A 15,945-nucleotide genomic window follows, 5' to 3' on the forward strand; every position below is an offset into this window, starting at 1 on the left:
AATCTGTGTGGACACTGCACATTTCAATATCGTTCGGTAAGGAGGTGATCCAACCGCAGGTTCCCCTACGGTTACCTTGTTACGACTTCACCCCAGTCATGAATCACAAAGTGGTAAGCGCCCTCCCGAAGGTTAAGCTACCTACTTCTTTTGCAACCCACTCCCATGGTGTGACGGGCGGTGTGTACAAGGCCCGGGAACGTATTCACCGTAGCATTCTGATCTACGATTACTAGCGATTCCGACTTCATGGAGTCGAGTTGCAGACTCCAATCCGGACTACGACATACTTTATGAGGTCCGCTTGCTCTCGCGAGATCGCTTCTCTTTGTATATGCCATTGTAGCACGTGTGTAGCCCTACTCGTAAGGGCCATGATGACTTGACGTCATCCCCACCTTCCTCCAGTTTATCACTGGCAGTCTCCTTTGAGTTCCCGGCCGAACCGCTGGCAACAAAGGATAAGGGTTGCGCTCGTTGCGGGACTTAACCCAACATTTCACAACACGAGCTGACGACAGCCATGCAGCACCTGTCTCACGGTTCCCGAAGGCACCAAGCCATCTCTGGCTAGTTCCGTGGATGTCAAGAGTAGGTAAGGTTCTTCGCGTTGCATCGAATTAAACCACATGCTCCACCGCTTGTGCGGGCCCCCGTCAATTCATTTGAGTTTTAACCTTGCGGCCGTACTCCCCAGGCGGTCGATTTAACGCGTTAGCTCCGGAAGCCACGGCTCAAGGCCACAACCTCCAAATCGACATCGTTTACAGCGTGGACTACCAGGGTATCTAATCCTGTTTGCTCCCCACGCTTTCGCACCTGAGCGTCAGTCTTCGTCCAGGGGGCCGCCTTCGCCACCGGTATTCCTCCAGATCTCTACGCATTTCACCGCTACACCTGGAATTCTACCCCCCTCTACGAGACTCTAGCCTGCCAGTTTCAAATGCAGTTCCCAGGTTAAGCCCGGGGATTTCACATCTGACTTAACAGACCGCCTGCGTGCGCTTTACGCCCAGTAATTCCGATTAACGCTTGCACCCTCCGTATTACCGCGGCTGCTGGCACGGAGTTAGCCGGTGCTTCTTCTGCGAGTAACGTCAATCGCTGCAGTTATTAACTACAACGCCTTCCTCCTCGCTGAAAGTGCTTTACAACCCGAAGGCCTTCTTCACACACGCGGCATGGCTGCATCAGGCTTGCGCCCATTGTGCAATATTCCCCACTGCTGCCTCCCGTAGGAGTCTGGACCGTGTCTCAGTTCCAGTGTGGCTGGTCATCCTCTCAGACCAGCTAGGGATCGTCGCCTAGGTGAGCCATTACCCCACCTACTAGCTAATCCCATCTGGGCACATCCGATGGTGTGAGGCCCGAAGGTCCCCCACTTTGGTCTTGCGACGTTATGCGGTATTAGCTACCGTTTCCAGTAGTTATCCCCCTCCATCGGGCAGTTTCCCAGACATTACTCACCCGTCCGCCGCTCGCCGGCGAGGAAGCAAGCTTCCTCCCGCTGCCGCTCGACTTGCATGTGTTAGGCCTGCCGCCAGCGTTCAATCTGAGCCATGATCAAACTCTTCAATTAAAAGCTTGATTTGCTAAGTTAATAGCGTGCTCGAAGATTTACTGCATGAATTTTACTTCAGTTAGTCACTCTTCAAGACTTGATATTTTTTTGCACCCAAAGGTGCTGGATATCGTCTTGTGAGTGCCCACACAGATTGTCTGATAAATTGTTAAAGAGCAATGAGTTACGAGACTTGGCTCGTTCACTCGAGGTGGCGTATATTACGCTTTCCTCTTTCAGAGTCAACCCCAAATTTCAGGATTTTCTCTTTTCTTCCCGGCCGCTTCGTGAAGTGAATCACTTGCGCCGTGTCGATGGAGGCGCATTATAGGGCGTCCCACGCAGGCCGCAACAGGTTTTTTCAACAAAAGTGCGCGTTTGCTGCATTCCACAGCAAAAGCCCGCCTTATACCTTGTTTTGCACAAACTTATCCACAGAGCCCCGCAGGGCTGAAAATTTACGAGCGCCGCGCAAACGTTTTCGCTACAATTCTCCGCAGCGACAAACTCCCCTTTATTCCAGGGGCGTTACCTGAATCAGTGCCGAATACCGTTAAATACGAGGAAAATTCCGCCCCTTACGCTGTTCAGAGTAAGGAATACCGGTAAAGATTCAGGTAACTCTCTTTATATCGTGATGCAAAAGCCAAGGGATAAAACCATGCAACAACCTCGTCCAATACGCCGGGCTCTGCTCAGCGTTTCTGACAAAACCGGTATCGTTGAATTCGCAGAAGCACTCTCTCAACGTGGTGTGGAGCTGCTCTCGACCGGGGGCACCGCGCGCCTGCTGGCAGATGCCGGCCTGCCGGTTACCGAAGTTTCCGATTACACCGGCTTCCCGGAAATGATGGATGGACGTGTAAAAACCCTGCATCCCAAAGTGCACGGCGGTATTCTTGGCCGCCGCGGCCAAGATGATGCGATCATGGCACAGCACGCCATCAAGCCGATCGATATCGTGGTGGTAAACCTGTATCCGTTTGCCCAAACCGTCGCCCGCCCAGACTGCTCGCTGGCAGATGCGGTTGAAAACATCGATATCGGCGGCCCCACCATGGTGCGCTCCGCCGCCAAAAACCATAAAGACGTCGCCATTGTGGTCAAGAGCAGCGACTACGCCGCCATCATTACCGAGATGGACAACAACAACGGCTCGCTGCTATTGCCAACCCGTTTTGATCTGGCCATCAAAGCATTCGAGCACACCGCCGCCTACGACAGCATGATCGCCAACTACTTCGGCGCGCTGGTGCCAGCCTATCATGGCGATACCGAGCAGCCCGCCGGCCGCTTCCCGCGCACCCTGAACCTGAACTACATCAAGAAACAGGATATGCGCTACGGTGAAAACGGCCATCAACAAGCCGCCTTCTATATAGAAGACAACCTGCAGGAAGCTTCCGTCGCCACCGCCCAGCAGTTGCAGGGCAAAGCGCTGTCTTATAACAACATCGCCGACACCGACGCCGCGCTGGAATGCGTGAAAGAGTTCGCCGAGCCGGCCTGTGTGATTGTCAAACATGCCAACCCCTGCGGCGTAGCGATTAGCGAAGATATTCTGGGTGCCTACGAACGGGCCTACAAAACCGACCCGACGTCGGCATTCGGCGGCATCATCGCCTTCAACCGTGAACTGGATGCCGCCACCGCGCAGGCCATCATCAGCCGCCAGTTCGTTGAAGTGATCATCGCCCCAACCATTAATGAGGAAGCCCGCTCGCTGCTGGCCGCCAAGCAGAACGTGCGCGTCCTGGCCTGCGGCCAATGGCAACAGCGCGTGCCCGGCCTGGATTTCAAACGCGTCAATGGCGGCCTCTTGGTACAAGAGCGTGATTTAGGTATGGTCGCCGCGGGCGATCTGCGCGTGGTGACCAAGCGCCAGCCCACCGAGCAGGAGCTGCGCGACGCGCTGTTCTGCTGGAAAGTGGCCAAGTTCGTTAAATCCAACGCGATCGTCTATGCTCGCGACAATATGACCATCGGCATCGGCGCCGGCCAGATGAGCCGCGTTTATTCCGCGAAGATCGCCGGCATTAAAGCCGCAGATGAAGGTTTGGAAGTCAAAGGTTCCGCCATGGCGTCCGATGCCTTCTTCCCATTCCGCGACGGTATTGATGCGGCAGCCGCGGTGGGCATCACCTGCGTGATCCAACCCGGCGGCTCAATCCGCGATAACGAAGTGATCGCGGCCGCCGACGAACACGGCATTGCGATGATCTTCACCGATATGCGCCACTTCCGCCACTAATCCTTTTTGCCGCGTGCGCCCCGGCGCACGCTGATCATGGAGCACCTGATGAACATCCTTATTATTGGCAACGGCGGGCGCGAACACGCGCTGGCCTGGAAAGCCGCTCAATCGCCGCTGGCAGATAACGTGTATGTCGCACCGGGCAATGCCGGTACGGCGCTGGAACCTAATTTGACCAATGTGGCTATCTCTGCAACCGATATCCCGGCGCTGCTTGAGTTCGCCCGCAACAACGATGTCGGCCTGACCATCGTCGGCCCGGAAGCCCCGCTGGTGATTGGCGTGGTCGATGCCTTCCAGGCCGCCGGCCTGACCATTTTCGGCCCAACGCAGGCGGCTGCCCAGCTCGAAGGCTCAAAAGCCTTCACCAAAGACTTCCTGGCGCGCCACCACATCCCCACCGCCGAATACCAAAACTTTACCGAGGTTGAACCGGCCCTGGCCTATGTGCGTAGCAAAGGCGCGCCTATCGTCATCAAGGCCGATGGCCTGGCGGCAGGTAAAGGCGTGATTGTTGCCATGACGCTGCAGGAAGCGGAAGACGCCATTCAGGATATGCTGGCCGGCAACGCTTTCGGCGACGCCGGCCACCGTATCGTGGTGGAAGAGTTCCTCGACGGCGAAGAAGCCAGCTTTATCGTTATGGTCGATGGCGAAAACGTGGTGCCGATGGCCACCAGCCAGGATCACAAACGCGTTGGCGATGGCGATACCGGGCCAAACACCGGCGGCATGGGCGCTTATTCCCCGGCGCCGGTGGTGACCGATGAAATCCACCAGCGGGTGATGGACCAGGTGATTTGGCCAACGGTGCGCGGCATGGCGGCGGAAGGCAATACCTACGTCGGCTTCCTGTATGCCGGGCTCATGATCTCCGCCGACGGCCAGCCGAAAGTAATCGAGTTTAACTGCCGCTTCGGCGATCCGGAAACCCAACCGATCATGCTGCGGATGCGTTCCGATCTGGTTGCGCTGTGCCTGGCCGGCGCACAGGGCAAACTGGGCGATAAAACCTCGGAGTGGGACGAACGCCCATCCCTTGGCGTGGTGCTGGCCGCCGGCGGCTATCCGGGCGACTATCAGGTCGGTGATGAGATCCACGGCCTGCCGCAGCAGGAAAGCCGCGACGGCAAAGTGTTTCATGCCGGCACGCGCCTGGAAGGCGATAAAGTGCTCACCAACGGCGGGCGCGTGTTGTGCGTAACGGCATTAGGCGCAACGGTGGCGCAAGCGCAAAAAAACGCCTATCAATTAGCGGCTGATATTCAGTGGCAAGGCAGCTTCTGCCGCAAAGACATCGGCTATCGGGCGATAGCGCGCGGTAAGTGATTCAGGGCTTAGCCCTTGCTGCTCAGGCTCTGCATTGCAGGGCCTTTTTTATAACGTGTCTTTCGTCGGCGCCCAGCGGCAAAAATCGTCGTTGGCCACCAGCAGCAGTTGGCGCCCTTCCGGTGCCTCCAACCAAGCCAGGCTCAGCGATTGGCCACTGCGTTCGCGCCGCGCAATCCAGTCCAGCGCCTGCTCATCAAACCCCGGCCTTAGCTGTTGGCCACTGCAGGTCTGCACCATGCCGCCGTGCCAATGGCCCTGTAATAGCCGCACATTCCCGGCACGCAGTGCATCGCTCACTTCCTGCATACGCCGCGCCTGGTATTGATACAGCGCGATATCGTCGCTGGAAAGCTGCTCACGCCGCTCAGCCAGTTGGCGCTGCATAAAGCTCACCGTGCCGTCTTCGGCAAAGCGCACCTGCAGGTTATCTTGCCCTTGCACCGGCCCACTGCGTCTAATCTGGCGTAAGGTGCCGTTTTGGTATTCATAGAGGGTGGTGACCGTGCCGGCCCCACGATAAGGGCTATACACACTCATCAGCACCAGTGGGCGCTGCTGATCGTCATCCTTGCGCCACAGGCGCATGACGCCCTGATCGGCAACATAGCCGCTGGCGGTAAACGCCGGAGGTGCGGAATGGAAACTGCAGCCAGCCAGGCTGCTGGCAACCGCCGCGGCTAACAGCCAGCGCCGGATAAACAAAAGGGGCGTCATCGCCCCCCAGTCTAAGCTTTTCACAGCACGCGGTAATTATTTAACTGCGTCTTTCAGCGCTTTACCAGAAACGAATGCTGGTACGTTAGCCGCTGCGATTTTGATTTCTTTACCAGTCTGTGGGTTGCGGCCAGTGCGCTCTGCACGATGGTTTACTTTGAAAGTACCGAAACCAACCAATTGTACTGCATCACCTTCTTTCAGAGACTCAGTAATGGCAGCCAGGGTAGATTCCAGAGCTTGTTTGGCTTGAGCTTTGGAAAGGTCCGCCTTGTCTGCGATTACATCAATCAGTTGAGTCTTGTTCATAAGTTATCCTTACAGTGTGTTTATCGTTTGCAAAGCATCGAGTGCGACGGATATGCCGATTGACAGCACTCTCCTGCATACACGCACCGATAGCCACTTTTTTACGCCCCCCAAATGTAGACCAGACAGGGTGCGGATGTGAAGCCTTAAGGCATGACAAATCAGGCGTTAAATCACGTTTTATTGCCTCAGTGCGCTAAATTTATCCCAATATTGCTTACGCCAGCCTCACGAAGGTCGGATCGCAGGCCTTTAATCAGCTCGAGATCGCGTTCTTCACAGGCGGCCAACAATCGGAATATTTCCCACTGAATATCCCATTCTTCCTCAATGGCCGGCAAAATTTTCAACTCGTCGTCGGTCATTTCTTTCCCCGCCTGGGTCATTTCCAGCATCGCTACCGTGCGGATTGACGTTTCGCTGATGGCAACGGAGTGCACCAGCGTCTCGCCGCTCAGGCGCGAGTGGATCAGTTCACCTAACGCGATACACGCGTCGATAGCGGGGTAAACACCATAAATATCGTAATCTTCGGCCGCTGGGATCGCATCTTCCAACTTCTCGAGCTGGCTGTCAAAATTGACCTTGGCGTCTTTCACCACCAGCGTTTCCCATGCCAGATCCAGTATGCGGCGGTAAACCGCCGGATCGCCGAACCCGGTTTGCAGGCAAAACACCTGATAATTGGGATACATACGCTCGCACAGACAGGCCATAAAGGTCAAATGTTGCCAGCTTTCAAGCTTTTCCAAACGTAAATGAATGGGGTTACGGAGCATTGTTTCTTCTCTTACGTATGATATGCGGCGCAGTGTAACCTAATTCGCGCATGGCGGCACCTCTGGATGCGCCGCCAGCCAACGCTGGAACGCCGGGCGGCGCGAGGCGATGGCATCGGCCCAGCGCGTCGGCTCCGGTAAGCGGTAACCAGCCATGCAACGCTGCACCCAGGCCAGCGCACTGTCGGCGCTCACCCGGTGGCCGGTGGCGACAAACAGCGGGTTGCAACGCAGCTTGCTGCGCCATACCCAGCCAATCTGCTCGCCTTTATCCATCAACGGCGCTTGCGCGCCCGCCGCGTCGCCCAGCGGCTCAAATTTCCCACACAGGCGCTTTTTCGCCACGCCGATGGTCGGCACATTGATCAGCAGGCCAAAATGGCTGGCGACGCCCAAGCGGCGCGGGTGCGAAATCCCGTGGCCGTCGACAAACACCAGATCCGGCTTCTGCTGCAGTTTATCCCAGGCGGCCAACAGCGCGGGGCATTCGCGGAAAGACAGAAAACCGGGAATATAGGGCATCGTCGTGCTAATGCGCGCGAGCTGATACTCAACCAACTCCAGGGAAGGATAGCGCAGAATGGCGATGGCGGCGCGCGTTACCGCGCCTTCTTGCTCAAACCCCACGTCCGCGCCGGCAATCAACGCCGGCGGATCCGCCAGGAAATCATCATGGCGGATCACGCTGGCCGCGCGTTGCAGTTGCTCAGCGCGCAATGGCGCGATGTCGAACAGGGCCACACTCTGCTCGCCCGCCTCAGCGGTGGTATTGCGCCGAAAACGCATGGACGGCCTCCACAAAAGCGCCGGCGTGTTCCGGCGGCACATCCTGGTGGATGCCGTGGCCCAGGTTGAACACATGCCCCTCGCCGTGGCCAAAATCGGCCAGGATGGTTTCCACTTCCTGTGCAATACGCGGCGGCGGCGCATACAGAATGGAAGGATCCATATTGCCCTGCAGCGCCACTTTATCGCCTACGCGCCGGCGCGCTTCGCCAATGTCGGTGCTCCAGTCCAGCCCCAGCGCATCACAGCCGGTGGCGGCCATCGCTTCCAGCCACTGCCCGCCGCCCTTGGTGAACAGGGTGACGGGCACACGGCGGCCTTCGTTTTCACGCAGCAGGCCATCGACGATCTTGTGCATATAGTGCAGCGAGAACTCACGGTAGTCCCTGCCCGTCAGCACCCCGCCCCAGGTATCAAACAGCATTACCGCCTGGGCGCCGGCCTTGATTTGCGCATTCAGATACAGGATCACGCTGTCGGCCACCTTATCCAGCAGCAGGTGCAGGGCCTGCGGATCGGCATACATCATTTTTTTGAGCTTGGTGAAGGCTTTGCTGCTGCCGCCTTCCACCATGTAGGTGGCCAGCGTCCATGGGCTACCGGAAAAACCGATCAGCGGCACTTCGCCTTGCAGTTCCCGGCGGATGGTGCGCACCGCGTTCATCACATAGCCCAGTTCGATCTCCGGATCGAACACCGGGAGCTTGTCCACATCGGCCCGGCAGGCGATCGGGTGGGTAAAACGCGGGCCTTCGCCGGCTTCAAAATACAGCCCCAGCCCCATGGCGTCAGGAATAGTCAAAATGTCAGAGAACAGGATCGCGGCATCCAGCGCATACCGGCGCAGCGGCTGTAGCGTCACTTCACAGGCCAGCTCGGCGTTTTTGCACAGGGACATGAAATCCCCCGCCTGGGCACGCGTGGCCTTGTACTCCGGCAAATAGCGGCCGGCCTGGCGCATCATCCATACGGGCGTCACATCCACCGGCTGCCGCAGCAGCGCGCGCAGGTAGCGATCGTTCTTCAACTCGGTCATCTAGGGTTCCTATTGGCCTGTAATTTATCGCAAATAGTGTACATTATTCTGCCCGGCACAGCGCCAGCGTGTCTTCAATCAGCCGGCGCGCCACCGTGCCCGGCGGCGGCAACATCGGCAAACGATCGTAACGATACCAGCCGGCACTCAGCAGTTCTGAGGGATCGTGCTGAAGTTCGCCCTGATGATAATCGGCCATGAACGCCATCATCAACGAATTGGGGAACGGCCAGGGCTGCGAAGCCACATAGCGCAGGTTTTTGATTTCAATGCGGCTTTCTTCCATCACTTCGCGCGCCACCGCCTGCTCCAACGTCTCGCCCACTTCCACAAAGCCCGCCAGCACGGTGTGGATGCCGCCCCGGTGCCGCACATGCTGCGCCAGCAGAATCTCATCACCGCGGCGGATAGCCACGATCACGCAGGGAGCAATCTGTGGATAGTAGCGTTGATGGCAGTTGGCGCACAGGCAGGCGCTTTCGGTGCGGCTATGATGCATTTCGTGGCCGCAGTAGCCACAGAAGCGGTGGGAATGGTAAAAATCCGCCAGTTGCACCCCGCGGCCGGCCATTTGGAACAGCCCGCGCTCCTGCTCAAGCAGTTGCCGCACCGAGCTCATCCCCTGCTTCATGCCGTGGCGCACCAGCCACACCGGCGCGCCTTCCCATTCGCCGATCTGGCGTGCCAAAAGGCCGCGCAGCGAAAACTGTTGCGCCGAGCCAAACGGCAGCTCGCCGTTCGGCAACCAAAGCTTGCTTTGCTGGCTGACGATCCACCAGCCCTGTTCATTACCTGTTAATGCAAATTCCATAGCGTTATTGCACAACCTCTGCTTTACTGACACTCTACCGATCCTAATGTTTTACATTAAAAATTTATTATTCACGCAGGGAGCCCAATATGCTCAACCGTTTGGAAAGCCTGACGCAAAATGTGGGCGGCAATAATGACCTGGTTGATCAATGGTTGCAGGCCCGCAAACAGTTACTGGTCGCCTATTACACCCTGGTCGGCGTTAAACCGAATAAAGGGAAGCATACGCCGCTGAATGAAAAAGCGCTGGAGAACTTGTGCCATAACCTGTTGGATTATCTCTCTGCGGGGCACTTTCATATCTACGATAAAATCATTCAGCAGGTTGAAGGGGCGGCCAGCCTGGAGAGCACGCAGGCAACGCGCATTTATCCAAAACTACAGCACAACACTGAACAAATAATGGCATTTCACGATCGTTATAGCAAAGCCGAGATGGATGACGATCTTTGCCTGGCGTTTCATCAGTCGCTGTCCGATATTGGCGAAATGCTTGAGGCGCGCTTTGAGCTGGAAGATCAGCTGATTCAATTAGCTGTGCAAGCCTGGCAGCAGAATCGGCAGGCGGCGAACCCCGCCGACATGCTGGAGCGCCCGGTGCAACATTAACCACCGGCCAAGCCAAAACATGACGGGTAGCACTTGTAGTTTCTAATCACCCTCCTATACTGAGGGCATCTTGTCGGAGTGCCTAGCGCTGTTTATCAGCCAGGCTGAGACCGTTAATTCGGGATCCGCGGAACCTGATCGGGTTAACACCCGCGAAGGGAACAAGAGTAATCTATTGCCGTGCCAGGGCGCCCCACACCACCGGGGACCTGCTTACCGGCCACCATCGTTACTCCCTCCGAGCTCCAGACAAGCAATTTTCCCAACTCACCACACTGGTAGGAATTTGCTATGTCTACGATAAACAAGCCCCGTGCCCGTAAACAACAGCGCGACGACGCGCAGCAGTTTATTCATTCGTTGCAAGGCGTTGTCTTTCCCAATTCACGTCGTATTTACCTGCAGGGTTCGCGCAGCGATTTGCAGGTGCCAATGCGGGAAATCCAGCTCAGCCCCACGCTCATCGGCGGCAGTAAAGAGCAGCCCCAATACGAACAGAACGAACCGATCCCGGTTTATGATTCCGCCGGCCCGTACGGCGATCCCGATGCTGAGCTGAACGTGCGTCATGGCCTGGCGAAACTGCGCGCCGCCTGGATCACCGAACGCGACGACACCGAAACCCTCAATGGCGTTAGCTCCGGCTTTACCCAACAGCGCCTGGCGGACGAAGGGCTGGATCACCTGCGCTTTGAACACCTGCCGCTGCCGCGCAAAGCCCAACCGGGCAAATGCGTCACCCAGCTGCACTATGCCCGCCGCGGCATCATCACGCCGGAAATGGAGTTTATCGCCATCCGGGAAAACATGGGCCGTGAACGCATCCGCGGCGCGGTATTGCGCCAGCAACATCCGGGGCAATCTTGGGGAGCAAACCTGCCACCGGCCATTACACCGGAGTTCGTGCGCCAGGAAGTGGCCGCCGGCCGCGCCATCATCCCCGCCAATATCAACCACCCCGAATCTGAACCGATGATCATTGGCCGTAATTTTCTGGTGAAGGTCAACGCCAATATCGGCAATTCGGCGGTGTCTTCCTCCATTGAGGAAGAAGTGGAAAAGCTGGTGTGGTCGACCCGCTGGGGCGCCGATACGGTGATGGATCTCTCCACCGGCCGCTACATCCATGAAACGCGCGAGTGGATCTTACGCAACAGCCCGGTGCCGATTGGTACCGTGCCGATTTACCAGGCGCTGGAGAAAGTAAACGGCGTGGCGGAAAACCTAAACTGGGAAATGTTCCGCGACACCCTGCTGGAGCAGGCGGAACAAGGAGTCGATTACTTCACCATCCACGCCGGGGTGTTGCTGCGCTATGTGCCGATGACCGCCAAGCGCCTGACCGGCATCGTGTCGCGCGGCGGTTCGATCATGGCGAAATGGTGCCTGTCGCATCACCAGGAAAGTTTCCTGTATGAACACTTCCGCGAGATCTGCGAGATCTGCGCCGCCTATGACGTGGCGTTGTCGCTGGGCGACGGCCTGCGCCCAGGCTCCATCCAGGACGCCAACGACGAAGCCCAGTTCGCCGAGCTGCACACCCTGGGGGAATTAACCAAAATCGCCTGGGAATATGACGTGCAGGTGATGATCGAAGGGCCGGGGCACGTGCCGATGCAGATGATCCGCCGCAATATGACCGAAGAGCTGGAGCACTGCCACGAGGCGCCGTTCTACACCCTGGGGCCGCTGACCACCGATATCGCACCGGGTTACGATCACTTCACCTCCGGCATCGGGGCGGCCATGATCGGCTGGTTCGGCTGCGCGATGTTGTGCTACGTCACGCCCAAAGAGCACCTGGGGCTGCCGAACAAAGAGGACGTGAAACAGGGGCTGATCACCTACAAAATCGCCGCTCATGCCGCCGATCTGGCTAAAGGGCACCCAGGGGCGCAGATCCGCGATAACGCCATGTCCAAGGCACGCTTTGAATTCCGCTGGGAGGATCAGTTCAACCTGGCGTTGGATCCGGAAACCGCACGCGCCTACCACGACGAAACCCTGCCGCAGGAGTCCGGCAAGGTCGCTCATTTTTGCTCAATGTGCGGGCCGAAGTTTTGCTCGATGAAAATTTCGCAGGAGGTGCGCGACTACGCCGCCGCCCAGGAAGCCGCCAAACCGATTGAGATTCTTTCCGGCATGGAAAAGATGTCCAGCGAGTTCCGCGCCCGCGGTAGCGAGCTGTACCACAGCGCGAGCGCGCTGCAGGAGGAAAACCATGACTGAATTCGCATCCGCTTTCCCGGCAACGCCGCACAGGCTGGGCCTGTATCCGGTGGTCGACAGCGTGGAATGGATTGAACGCCTGCTGGGCGCGGGCGTCACCACCTTGCAACTGCGCATCAAAGACCAGCCGGAAGCGCAGGTGGAAGACGACATTGCCGCCGCTATCGCCCTTGGCAAGCGCAGCAACGCCCGTGTGTTCATCAATGATTACTGGCGGTTGGCGATCAAACATCAGGCTTATGGCGTCCATCTTGGCCAAGAGGATTTGGATAGCGCCGATCTGGCCTCCATCCATCGGGCAGGGTTGCGCCTGGGGGTATCCACCCATGACGACGCCGAGCTGAAACGGGCCATTGCCGTGCGCCCCTCTTACATTGCGCTTGGGCATATTTTCCCGACGCAAACCAAAGAGATGCCCTCGGCCCCACAAGGGTTGGCCGAACTGAAACGACACGTTGCGGGGTTATCCGGCTACCCGACAGTGGCGATCGGCGGCATCAGCATTGATCGCGTGCCTGGCGTATTAGCCTGCGGCGTGGGCAGCATCGCCGTGGTCAGCGCCATTACCCAGGCCGCGGATTGGCGCGCCGCCACCGCCGAACTGCTGCGGCTGATTGAAGGCAAGGAGTGACGCGATGCATAACGAAGCGACACTTTCCGATAGCGAATTTTTACGCTACAGCCGCCAGTTGCTGCTGGAAGATATCGGCCCGGCAGGGCAGGAACGGTTAAAACGGGCCAGCGTCCTGATCGTCGGGCTTGGCGGGTTGGGATCGCCGGCGGCGCTCTATCTGGCCGCCGCCGGCGTCGGCACCCTGCTGCTGGCCGATGACGACCAACTGCACCTGACGAATCTGCAACGGCAAATCCTGTATCGCAGCGCCGATATCCCGCAGGCCAAAGCGCGGCTGGCACAGCGGCAATTGCAGGCGCTGAACCCCCTGGTGGAATCGATAGCCATCGAACAACGGCTACAGGGCGATGCGCTTGCGCGCGCCGTAGCACGCGCCGATCTGATTCTCGACTGTTGCGACAATATGGCCACCCGGCACGCGGTCAATGCGGCCTGCGTGGCGGCGGGCAAGCCGCTGATCAGCGGCAGCGCCGTCGGCTTCAGCGGCCAACTGCTGGTGCTTGAGCCCCCCTATCCCCATGGCTGCTATGCCTGCCTGTACCCGGAGCAAGCCGAGCCGCAGCGCAACTGCCGCACCGCCGGCGTGCTGGGGCCGGTGGTGGGCGTGATCGGCACGTTGCAGGCGCTGGAAGCCATCAAAATGCTGGTCGGTATGCCTTGCACGCAAAGCGGCAAACTGCGGCTGTTTGACGGCAGGCAGCAGAGCTGGAGCACGCTGCAGTTGAGCAAGGCCGGCAACTGCCCGGTCTGCGGAGGTGCCGTATGAAGATCACGCTCAACGAACGGCCGATTGCGCTGGCGCAGCCGCTCACCGTCAATGCCCTGCTCGAACAGTTGGAATACCAGCAGCCCGGCACCGCATTGGCAATTAATCAAACCATCATCCCGCGCGCCGAATGGGCCGACCATCTGGTAGCGGATGGCGATGATATTCTGTTATTTCAAGCGATTGCCGGAGGCTGATATGTTGCAAATCGCCGATACTTCTTTTACCTCACGCCTGTTCACCGGCACCGGCAAGTTCGCGACGCCGGCGTTGATGCTGGCTGCAATACAGGCTTCCGGCTCGCAGTTGGTGACCATGGCGATGAAACGTGTGGATCTGCAAGGCGGCAATGACGCCATTCTGGCTCCGTTGCAGCAGTTGGGCATTAAGCTGTTGCCCAACACCTCCGGCGCCAAAACGGCAGCGGAAGCGGTGTTCGCCGCCCGGCTGGCGCGCGAAGCCATTGGCACCCACTGGATCAAGCTGGAGATCCACCCGGACGTGAAATACCTGCTGCCCGACGCCGTCGAAACGCTGAAAGCCGCGGAAACCCTGGTTAAAGAAGGGTTCGTGGTGCTGCCGTACTGCGGCGCCGATCCGGTGCTGTGCAAACGGTTAGAGGAAGCCGGTTGCGCAGCGGTGATGCCGCTCGGCGCGCCGATCGGCTCCAACCGTGGCCTGCGCACCCGCGACTTTCTGGAGATAATCATTGAGCAGGCCAAGGTGCCGGTAGTGGTGGACGCCGGCATCGGCGCCCCCAGCCACGCGCTGGCGGCACTGGAGTTGGGCGCCGATGCGGTATTGGTCAATACCGCGATTGCCGTGGCGCGCGATCCGGTCAACATGGCGCAGGCCTTCCGGCTGGCGCTGGAAGCCGGCGAACGGGCGCGCACCGCCGGCCTTGGCGGCAGCCAGGCCCACGCGGCGGCGACCAGCCCGCTGACCGCATTTCTTAACCCACCCGCGAGGGCACTGTAATGGCCGATGATTTCAGTCACCGCTGGCAGCAGTTGAATTGGGATGAGATCACGCTGCGGATCAACAGTAAAACCGCCCGGGATGTGGAACACGCGCTCCAGGCGCCCAGGCTGACGCGCGAGGATTTCATGGCGCTGATTTCACCCGCCGCCGCGGCCTATCTGGAGCCGCTGGCGCAACGGGCGCAGCAACTCACCCGCCAGCGCTTCGGCAATGTGGTCAGCTTTTATGTGCCGCTGTACCTGTCCAATCTGTGCGCGAATGATTGCACTTACTGCGGCTTCTCAATGAGCAACCACATTAAGCGCAAGACGCTGAATGCCGACGAGATTGAGCGGGAATGCGTGGCGATCAAGGCGCTGGGCTTTGAGCACCTGCTGCTGGTCACCGGCGAACACCAAACCAAGGTGGGGATGGATTACTTCCGCCAGCATATCCCGCCGATCCGCCGCCATTTCAGTTCATTAATGATGGAAGTGCAGCCGCTGGGGCAGGACGATTACGCCGAGTTGAAAAATCTGGGCCTGGACGGCGTGCTGGTGTATCAGGAAACCTACCACCCAGCGACCTACCTGAAGCACCATCTGCGCGGCCACAAGCAGGACTTCCACTGGCGGCTGGCCACGCCGGATCGTCTTGGGCGCGCCGGGATCGGCAAGATCGGCCTGGGTGCGCTGATTGGCCTTTCCAGCCATTGGCGCACCGACTGTTACCTGCTGGCCGAACACCTGCTCTACCTGCAGCAAACCTACTGGCAGAGCCAGTATTCTATCTCGTTCCCACGCCTGCGCCCCTGCGCCGGCGGCATTGAGCCGGCCAGCATCATGAGCGAACCGCAGTTGGTGCAGCTCATCTGCGCTTTCCGCCTGTTGGCGCCCAACGTGGAGTTATCGCTGTCCACCCGTGAATCGCCCTACTTCCGCGACCATGTGATCCCGATGGCGATCAATAGCGTCAGTGCTGGTTCCAAAACCCAACCGGGCGGCTATGCCGATCATGTCGCGCCGGAGCTGGAGCAGTTTGCACCACATGACGGCCGCACGCCGGAACAGGTGGCCGCGGCGATCAGCCAGGCAGGCCTGCAGCCGGTATGGAAAGACTGGGACAGCTATTTGGGCCGGCCGTTGTAACCGGCCTGCACAACT

15 protein-coding genes, 1 rRNA gene and 1 riboswitch are annotated in these 15,945 nt (G+C 58.7%); of the genes, 9 read left to right on the forward strand and 7 right to left on the reverse strand.

Features of this window, described 5'->3' with window-relative positions; translation table 11 throughout:
* Positions 1 to 37: 37 nt before the first annotated feature.
* Positions 38 to 1,579 (reverse strand): 16S ribosomal RNA (locus ACN28Q_RS10220).
* Between the two features lie 643 nt (positions 1,580 to 2,222).
* Between ACN28Q_RS10220 and purH the strand changes: the two genes are divergently transcribed.
* Positions 2,223 to 3,812 carry a bifunctional phosphoribosylaminoimidazolecarboxamide formyltransferase/IMP cyclohydrolase gene (purH, locus tag ACN28Q_RS10225; protein ID WP_095846249.1) on the forward strand — a complete coding sequence of 530 codons (1,590 nt, stop codon included), beginning with the start codon at positions 2,223 to 2,225 and terminating at the stop codon, positions 3,810 to 3,812.
* Positions 3,813 to 3,860: 48 nt separating this feature from the next.
* Positions 3,861 to 5,144, forward strand: a complete 1,284-nt coding sequence (gene purD / locus ACN28Q_RS10230; protein WP_095846250.1) for a phosphoribosylamine--glycine ligase — start codon at positions 3,861 to 3,863, stop codon at positions 5,142 to 5,144.
* Positions 5,145 to 5,192: 48 nt separating this feature from the next.
* On the opposite strand, the gene ACN28Q_RS10235 is transcribed toward purD, so the two are convergent.
* From ACN28Q_RS10235 to nudC, 6 genes are all read right to left on the reverse strand, one after another.
* A complete protein-coding gene (locus tag ACN28Q_RS10235) occupies positions 5,193 to 5,861 on the reverse strand; it encodes a DUF1481 domain-containing protein (RefSeq protein ID WP_095846251.1) in 669 nt (222 codons plus the stop codon).
* A gap of 36 nt (positions 5,862 to 5,897) precedes the next feature.
* A complete protein-coding gene (hupA, locus tag ACN28Q_RS10240; RefSeq protein WP_095846252.1) occupies positions 5,898 to 6,170 on the reverse strand; it encodes a nucleoid-associated protein HU-alpha in 273 nt (90 codons plus the stop codon).
* A 188-nt stretch (positions 6,171 to 6,358) separates the two neighbouring features.
* The gene (locus tag ACN28Q_RS10245; protein ID WP_095846253.1) at positions 6,359 to 6,949 is read right to left on the reverse strand and encodes a YjaG family protein; all 591 of its coding nucleotides are present in this window, start codon (positions 6,947 to 6,949) and stop codon (positions 6,359 to 6,361) included.
* A 39-nt stretch (positions 6,950 to 6,988) separates the two neighbouring features.
* Positions 6,989 to 7,735: a deoxyribonuclease V gene (gene nfi / locus ACN28Q_RS10250; protein WP_095846254.1), complete on the reverse strand. Its 747-nt coding sequence runs from the start codon at positions 7,733 to 7,735 to the stop codon at positions 6,989 to 6,991.
* Positions 7,707 to 8,771, reverse strand: coding sequence for a uroporphyrinogen decarboxylase (gene hemE / locus ACN28Q_RS10255; protein WP_095846255.1), 1,065 nt, complete (start codon positions 8,769 to 8,771; stop codon positions 7,707 to 7,709). The genes nfi and hemE overlap by 29 nt, the downstream gene beginning before the upstream one ends.
* 43 nt (positions 8,772 to 8,814) lie before the next feature.
* Positions 8,815 to 9,582, reverse strand: a complete 768-nt coding sequence (gene nudC / locus ACN28Q_RS10260) for an NAD(+) diphosphatase (RefSeq protein WP_095846256.1) — start codon at positions 9,580 to 9,582, stop codon at positions 8,815 to 8,817.
* 89 nt (positions 9,583 to 9,671) lie between these two features.
* Between nudC and rsd the strand changes: the two genes are divergently transcribed.
* From rsd to thiH, 7 genes are all read left to right on the forward strand, one after another.
* Positions 9,672 to 10,193, forward strand: coding sequence for a sigma D regulator (gene rsd, locus ACN28Q_RS10265; protein ID WP_095846257.1), 522 nt, complete (start codon positions 9,672 to 9,674; stop codon positions 10,191 to 10,193).
* A 64-nt stretch (positions 10,194 to 10,257) separates the two neighbouring features.
* Positions 10,258 to 10,371, forward strand: a riboswitch (TPP riboswitch).
* Between the two features lie 113 nt (positions 10,372 to 10,484).
* Positions 10,485 to 12,422: a phosphomethylpyrimidine synthase ThiC gene (gene thiC, locus ACN28Q_RS10270; protein WP_095846258.1), complete on the forward strand. Its 1,938-nt coding sequence runs from the start codon at positions 10,485 to 10,487 to the stop codon at positions 12,420 to 12,422.
* On the forward strand, positions 12,415 to 13,053 hold the full coding sequence (thiE, locus tag ACN28Q_RS10275) for a thiamine phosphate synthase (RefSeq protein WP_095846259.1): 639 nt from the start codon (positions 12,415 to 12,417) through the stop codon (positions 13,051 to 13,053). The genes thiC and thiE overlap by 8 nt, the downstream gene beginning before the upstream one ends.
* 4 nt (positions 13,054 to 13,057) lie before the next feature.
* Positions 13,058 to 13,822, forward strand: a complete 765-nt coding sequence (locus ACN28Q_RS10280; protein ID WP_095846260.1) for a HesA/MoeB/ThiF family protein — start codon at positions 13,058 to 13,060, stop codon at positions 13,820 to 13,822.
* On the forward strand, positions 13,819 to 14,019 hold the full coding sequence (gene thiS, locus ACN28Q_RS10285; RefSeq protein WP_095846261.1) for a sulfur carrier protein ThiS: 201 nt from the start codon (positions 13,819 to 13,821) through the stop codon (positions 14,017 to 14,019). The genes ACN28Q_RS10280 and thiS overlap by 4 nt, the downstream gene beginning before the upstream one ends.
* A 1-nt stretch (position 14,020) precedes the next feature.
* On the forward strand, positions 14,021 to 14,800 hold the full coding sequence (locus tag ACN28Q_RS10290) for a thiazole synthase (protein ID WP_095846262.1): 780 nt from the start codon (positions 14,021 to 14,023) through the stop codon (positions 14,798 to 14,800).
* Complete coding sequence (thiH, locus tag ACN28Q_RS10295; RefSeq protein WP_095846263.1) at positions 14,800 to 15,930, forward strand: 2-iminoacetate synthase ThiH; 1,131 nt, start codon at positions 14,800 to 14,802, stop codon at positions 15,928 to 15,930. The genes ACN28Q_RS10290 and thiH overlap by 1 nt, the downstream gene beginning before the upstream one ends.
* Positions 15,931 to 15,945: the final 15 nt, after the last annotated feature.

This window comes from Gibbsiella quercinecans (assembly GCF_002291425.1).
Taxonomy (GTDB): Bacteria; Pseudomonadota; Gammaproteobacteria; order Enterobacterales; family Enterobacteriaceae; genus Gibbsiella; species Gibbsiella quercinecans.

Excerpts from the sequence above, each read along its gene's own strand:
- purH (WP_095846249.1), top strand. The coding sequence starts at position 2,223 with ATGCAACAACCTCGTCCAATACGCCGGGCTCTGCTCAGCGTTTCTGAC.
- purD (WP_095846250.1), top strand. The coding sequence starts at position 3,861 with ATGAACATCCTTATTATTGGCAACGGCGGGCGCGAACACGCGCTGGCC.
- ACN28Q_RS10235 (WP_095846251.1), bottom strand. The coding sequence starts at position 5,861 with ATGACGCCCCTTTTGTTTATCCGGCGCTGGCTGTTAGCCGCGGCGGTT.
- hupA (WP_095846252.1), bottom strand. The coding sequence starts at position 6,170 with ATGAACAAGACTCAACTGATTGATGTAATCGCAGACAAGGCGGACCTT.
- ACN28Q_RS10245 (WP_095846253.1), bottom strand. The coding sequence starts at position 6,949 with ATGCTCCGTAACCCCATTCATTTACGTTTGGAAAAGCTTGAAAGCTGG.
- nfi (WP_095846254.1), bottom strand. The coding sequence starts at position 7,735 with ATGCGTTTTCGGCGCAATACCACCGCTGAGGCGGGCGAGCAGAGTGTG.
- hemE (WP_095846255.1), bottom strand. The coding sequence starts at position 8,771 with ATGACCGAGTTGAAGAACGATCGCTACCTGCGCGCGCTGCTGCGGCAG.
- nudC (WP_095846256.1), bottom strand. The coding sequence starts at position 9,582 with ATGGAATTTGCATTAACAGGTAATGAACAGGGCTGGTGGATCGTCAGC.
- rsd (WP_095846257.1), top strand. The coding sequence starts at position 9,672 with ATGCTCAACCGTTTGGAAAGCCTGACGCAAAATGTGGGCGGCAATAAT.
- thiC (WP_095846258.1), top strand. The coding sequence starts at position 10,485 with ATGTCTACGATAAACAAGCCCCGTGCCCGTAAACAACAGCGCGACGAC.
- thiE (WP_095846259.1), top strand. The coding sequence starts at position 12,415 with ATGACTGAATTCGCATCCGCTTTCCCGGCAACGCCGCACAGGCTGGGC.
- ACN28Q_RS10280 (WP_095846260.1), top strand. The coding sequence starts at position 13,058 with ATGCATAACGAAGCGACACTTTCCGATAGCGAATTTTTACGCTACAGC.
- thiS (WP_095846261.1), top strand. The coding sequence starts at position 13,819 with ATGAAGATCACGCTCAACGAACGGCCGATTGCGCTGGCGCAGCCGCTC.
- ACN28Q_RS10290 (WP_095846262.1), top strand. The coding sequence starts at position 14,021 with ATGTTGCAAATCGCCGATACTTCTTTTACCTCACGCCTGTTCACCGGC.
- thiH (WP_095846263.1), top strand. The coding sequence starts at position 14,800 with ATGGCCGATGATTTCAGTCACCGCTGGCAGCAGTTGAATTGGGATGAG.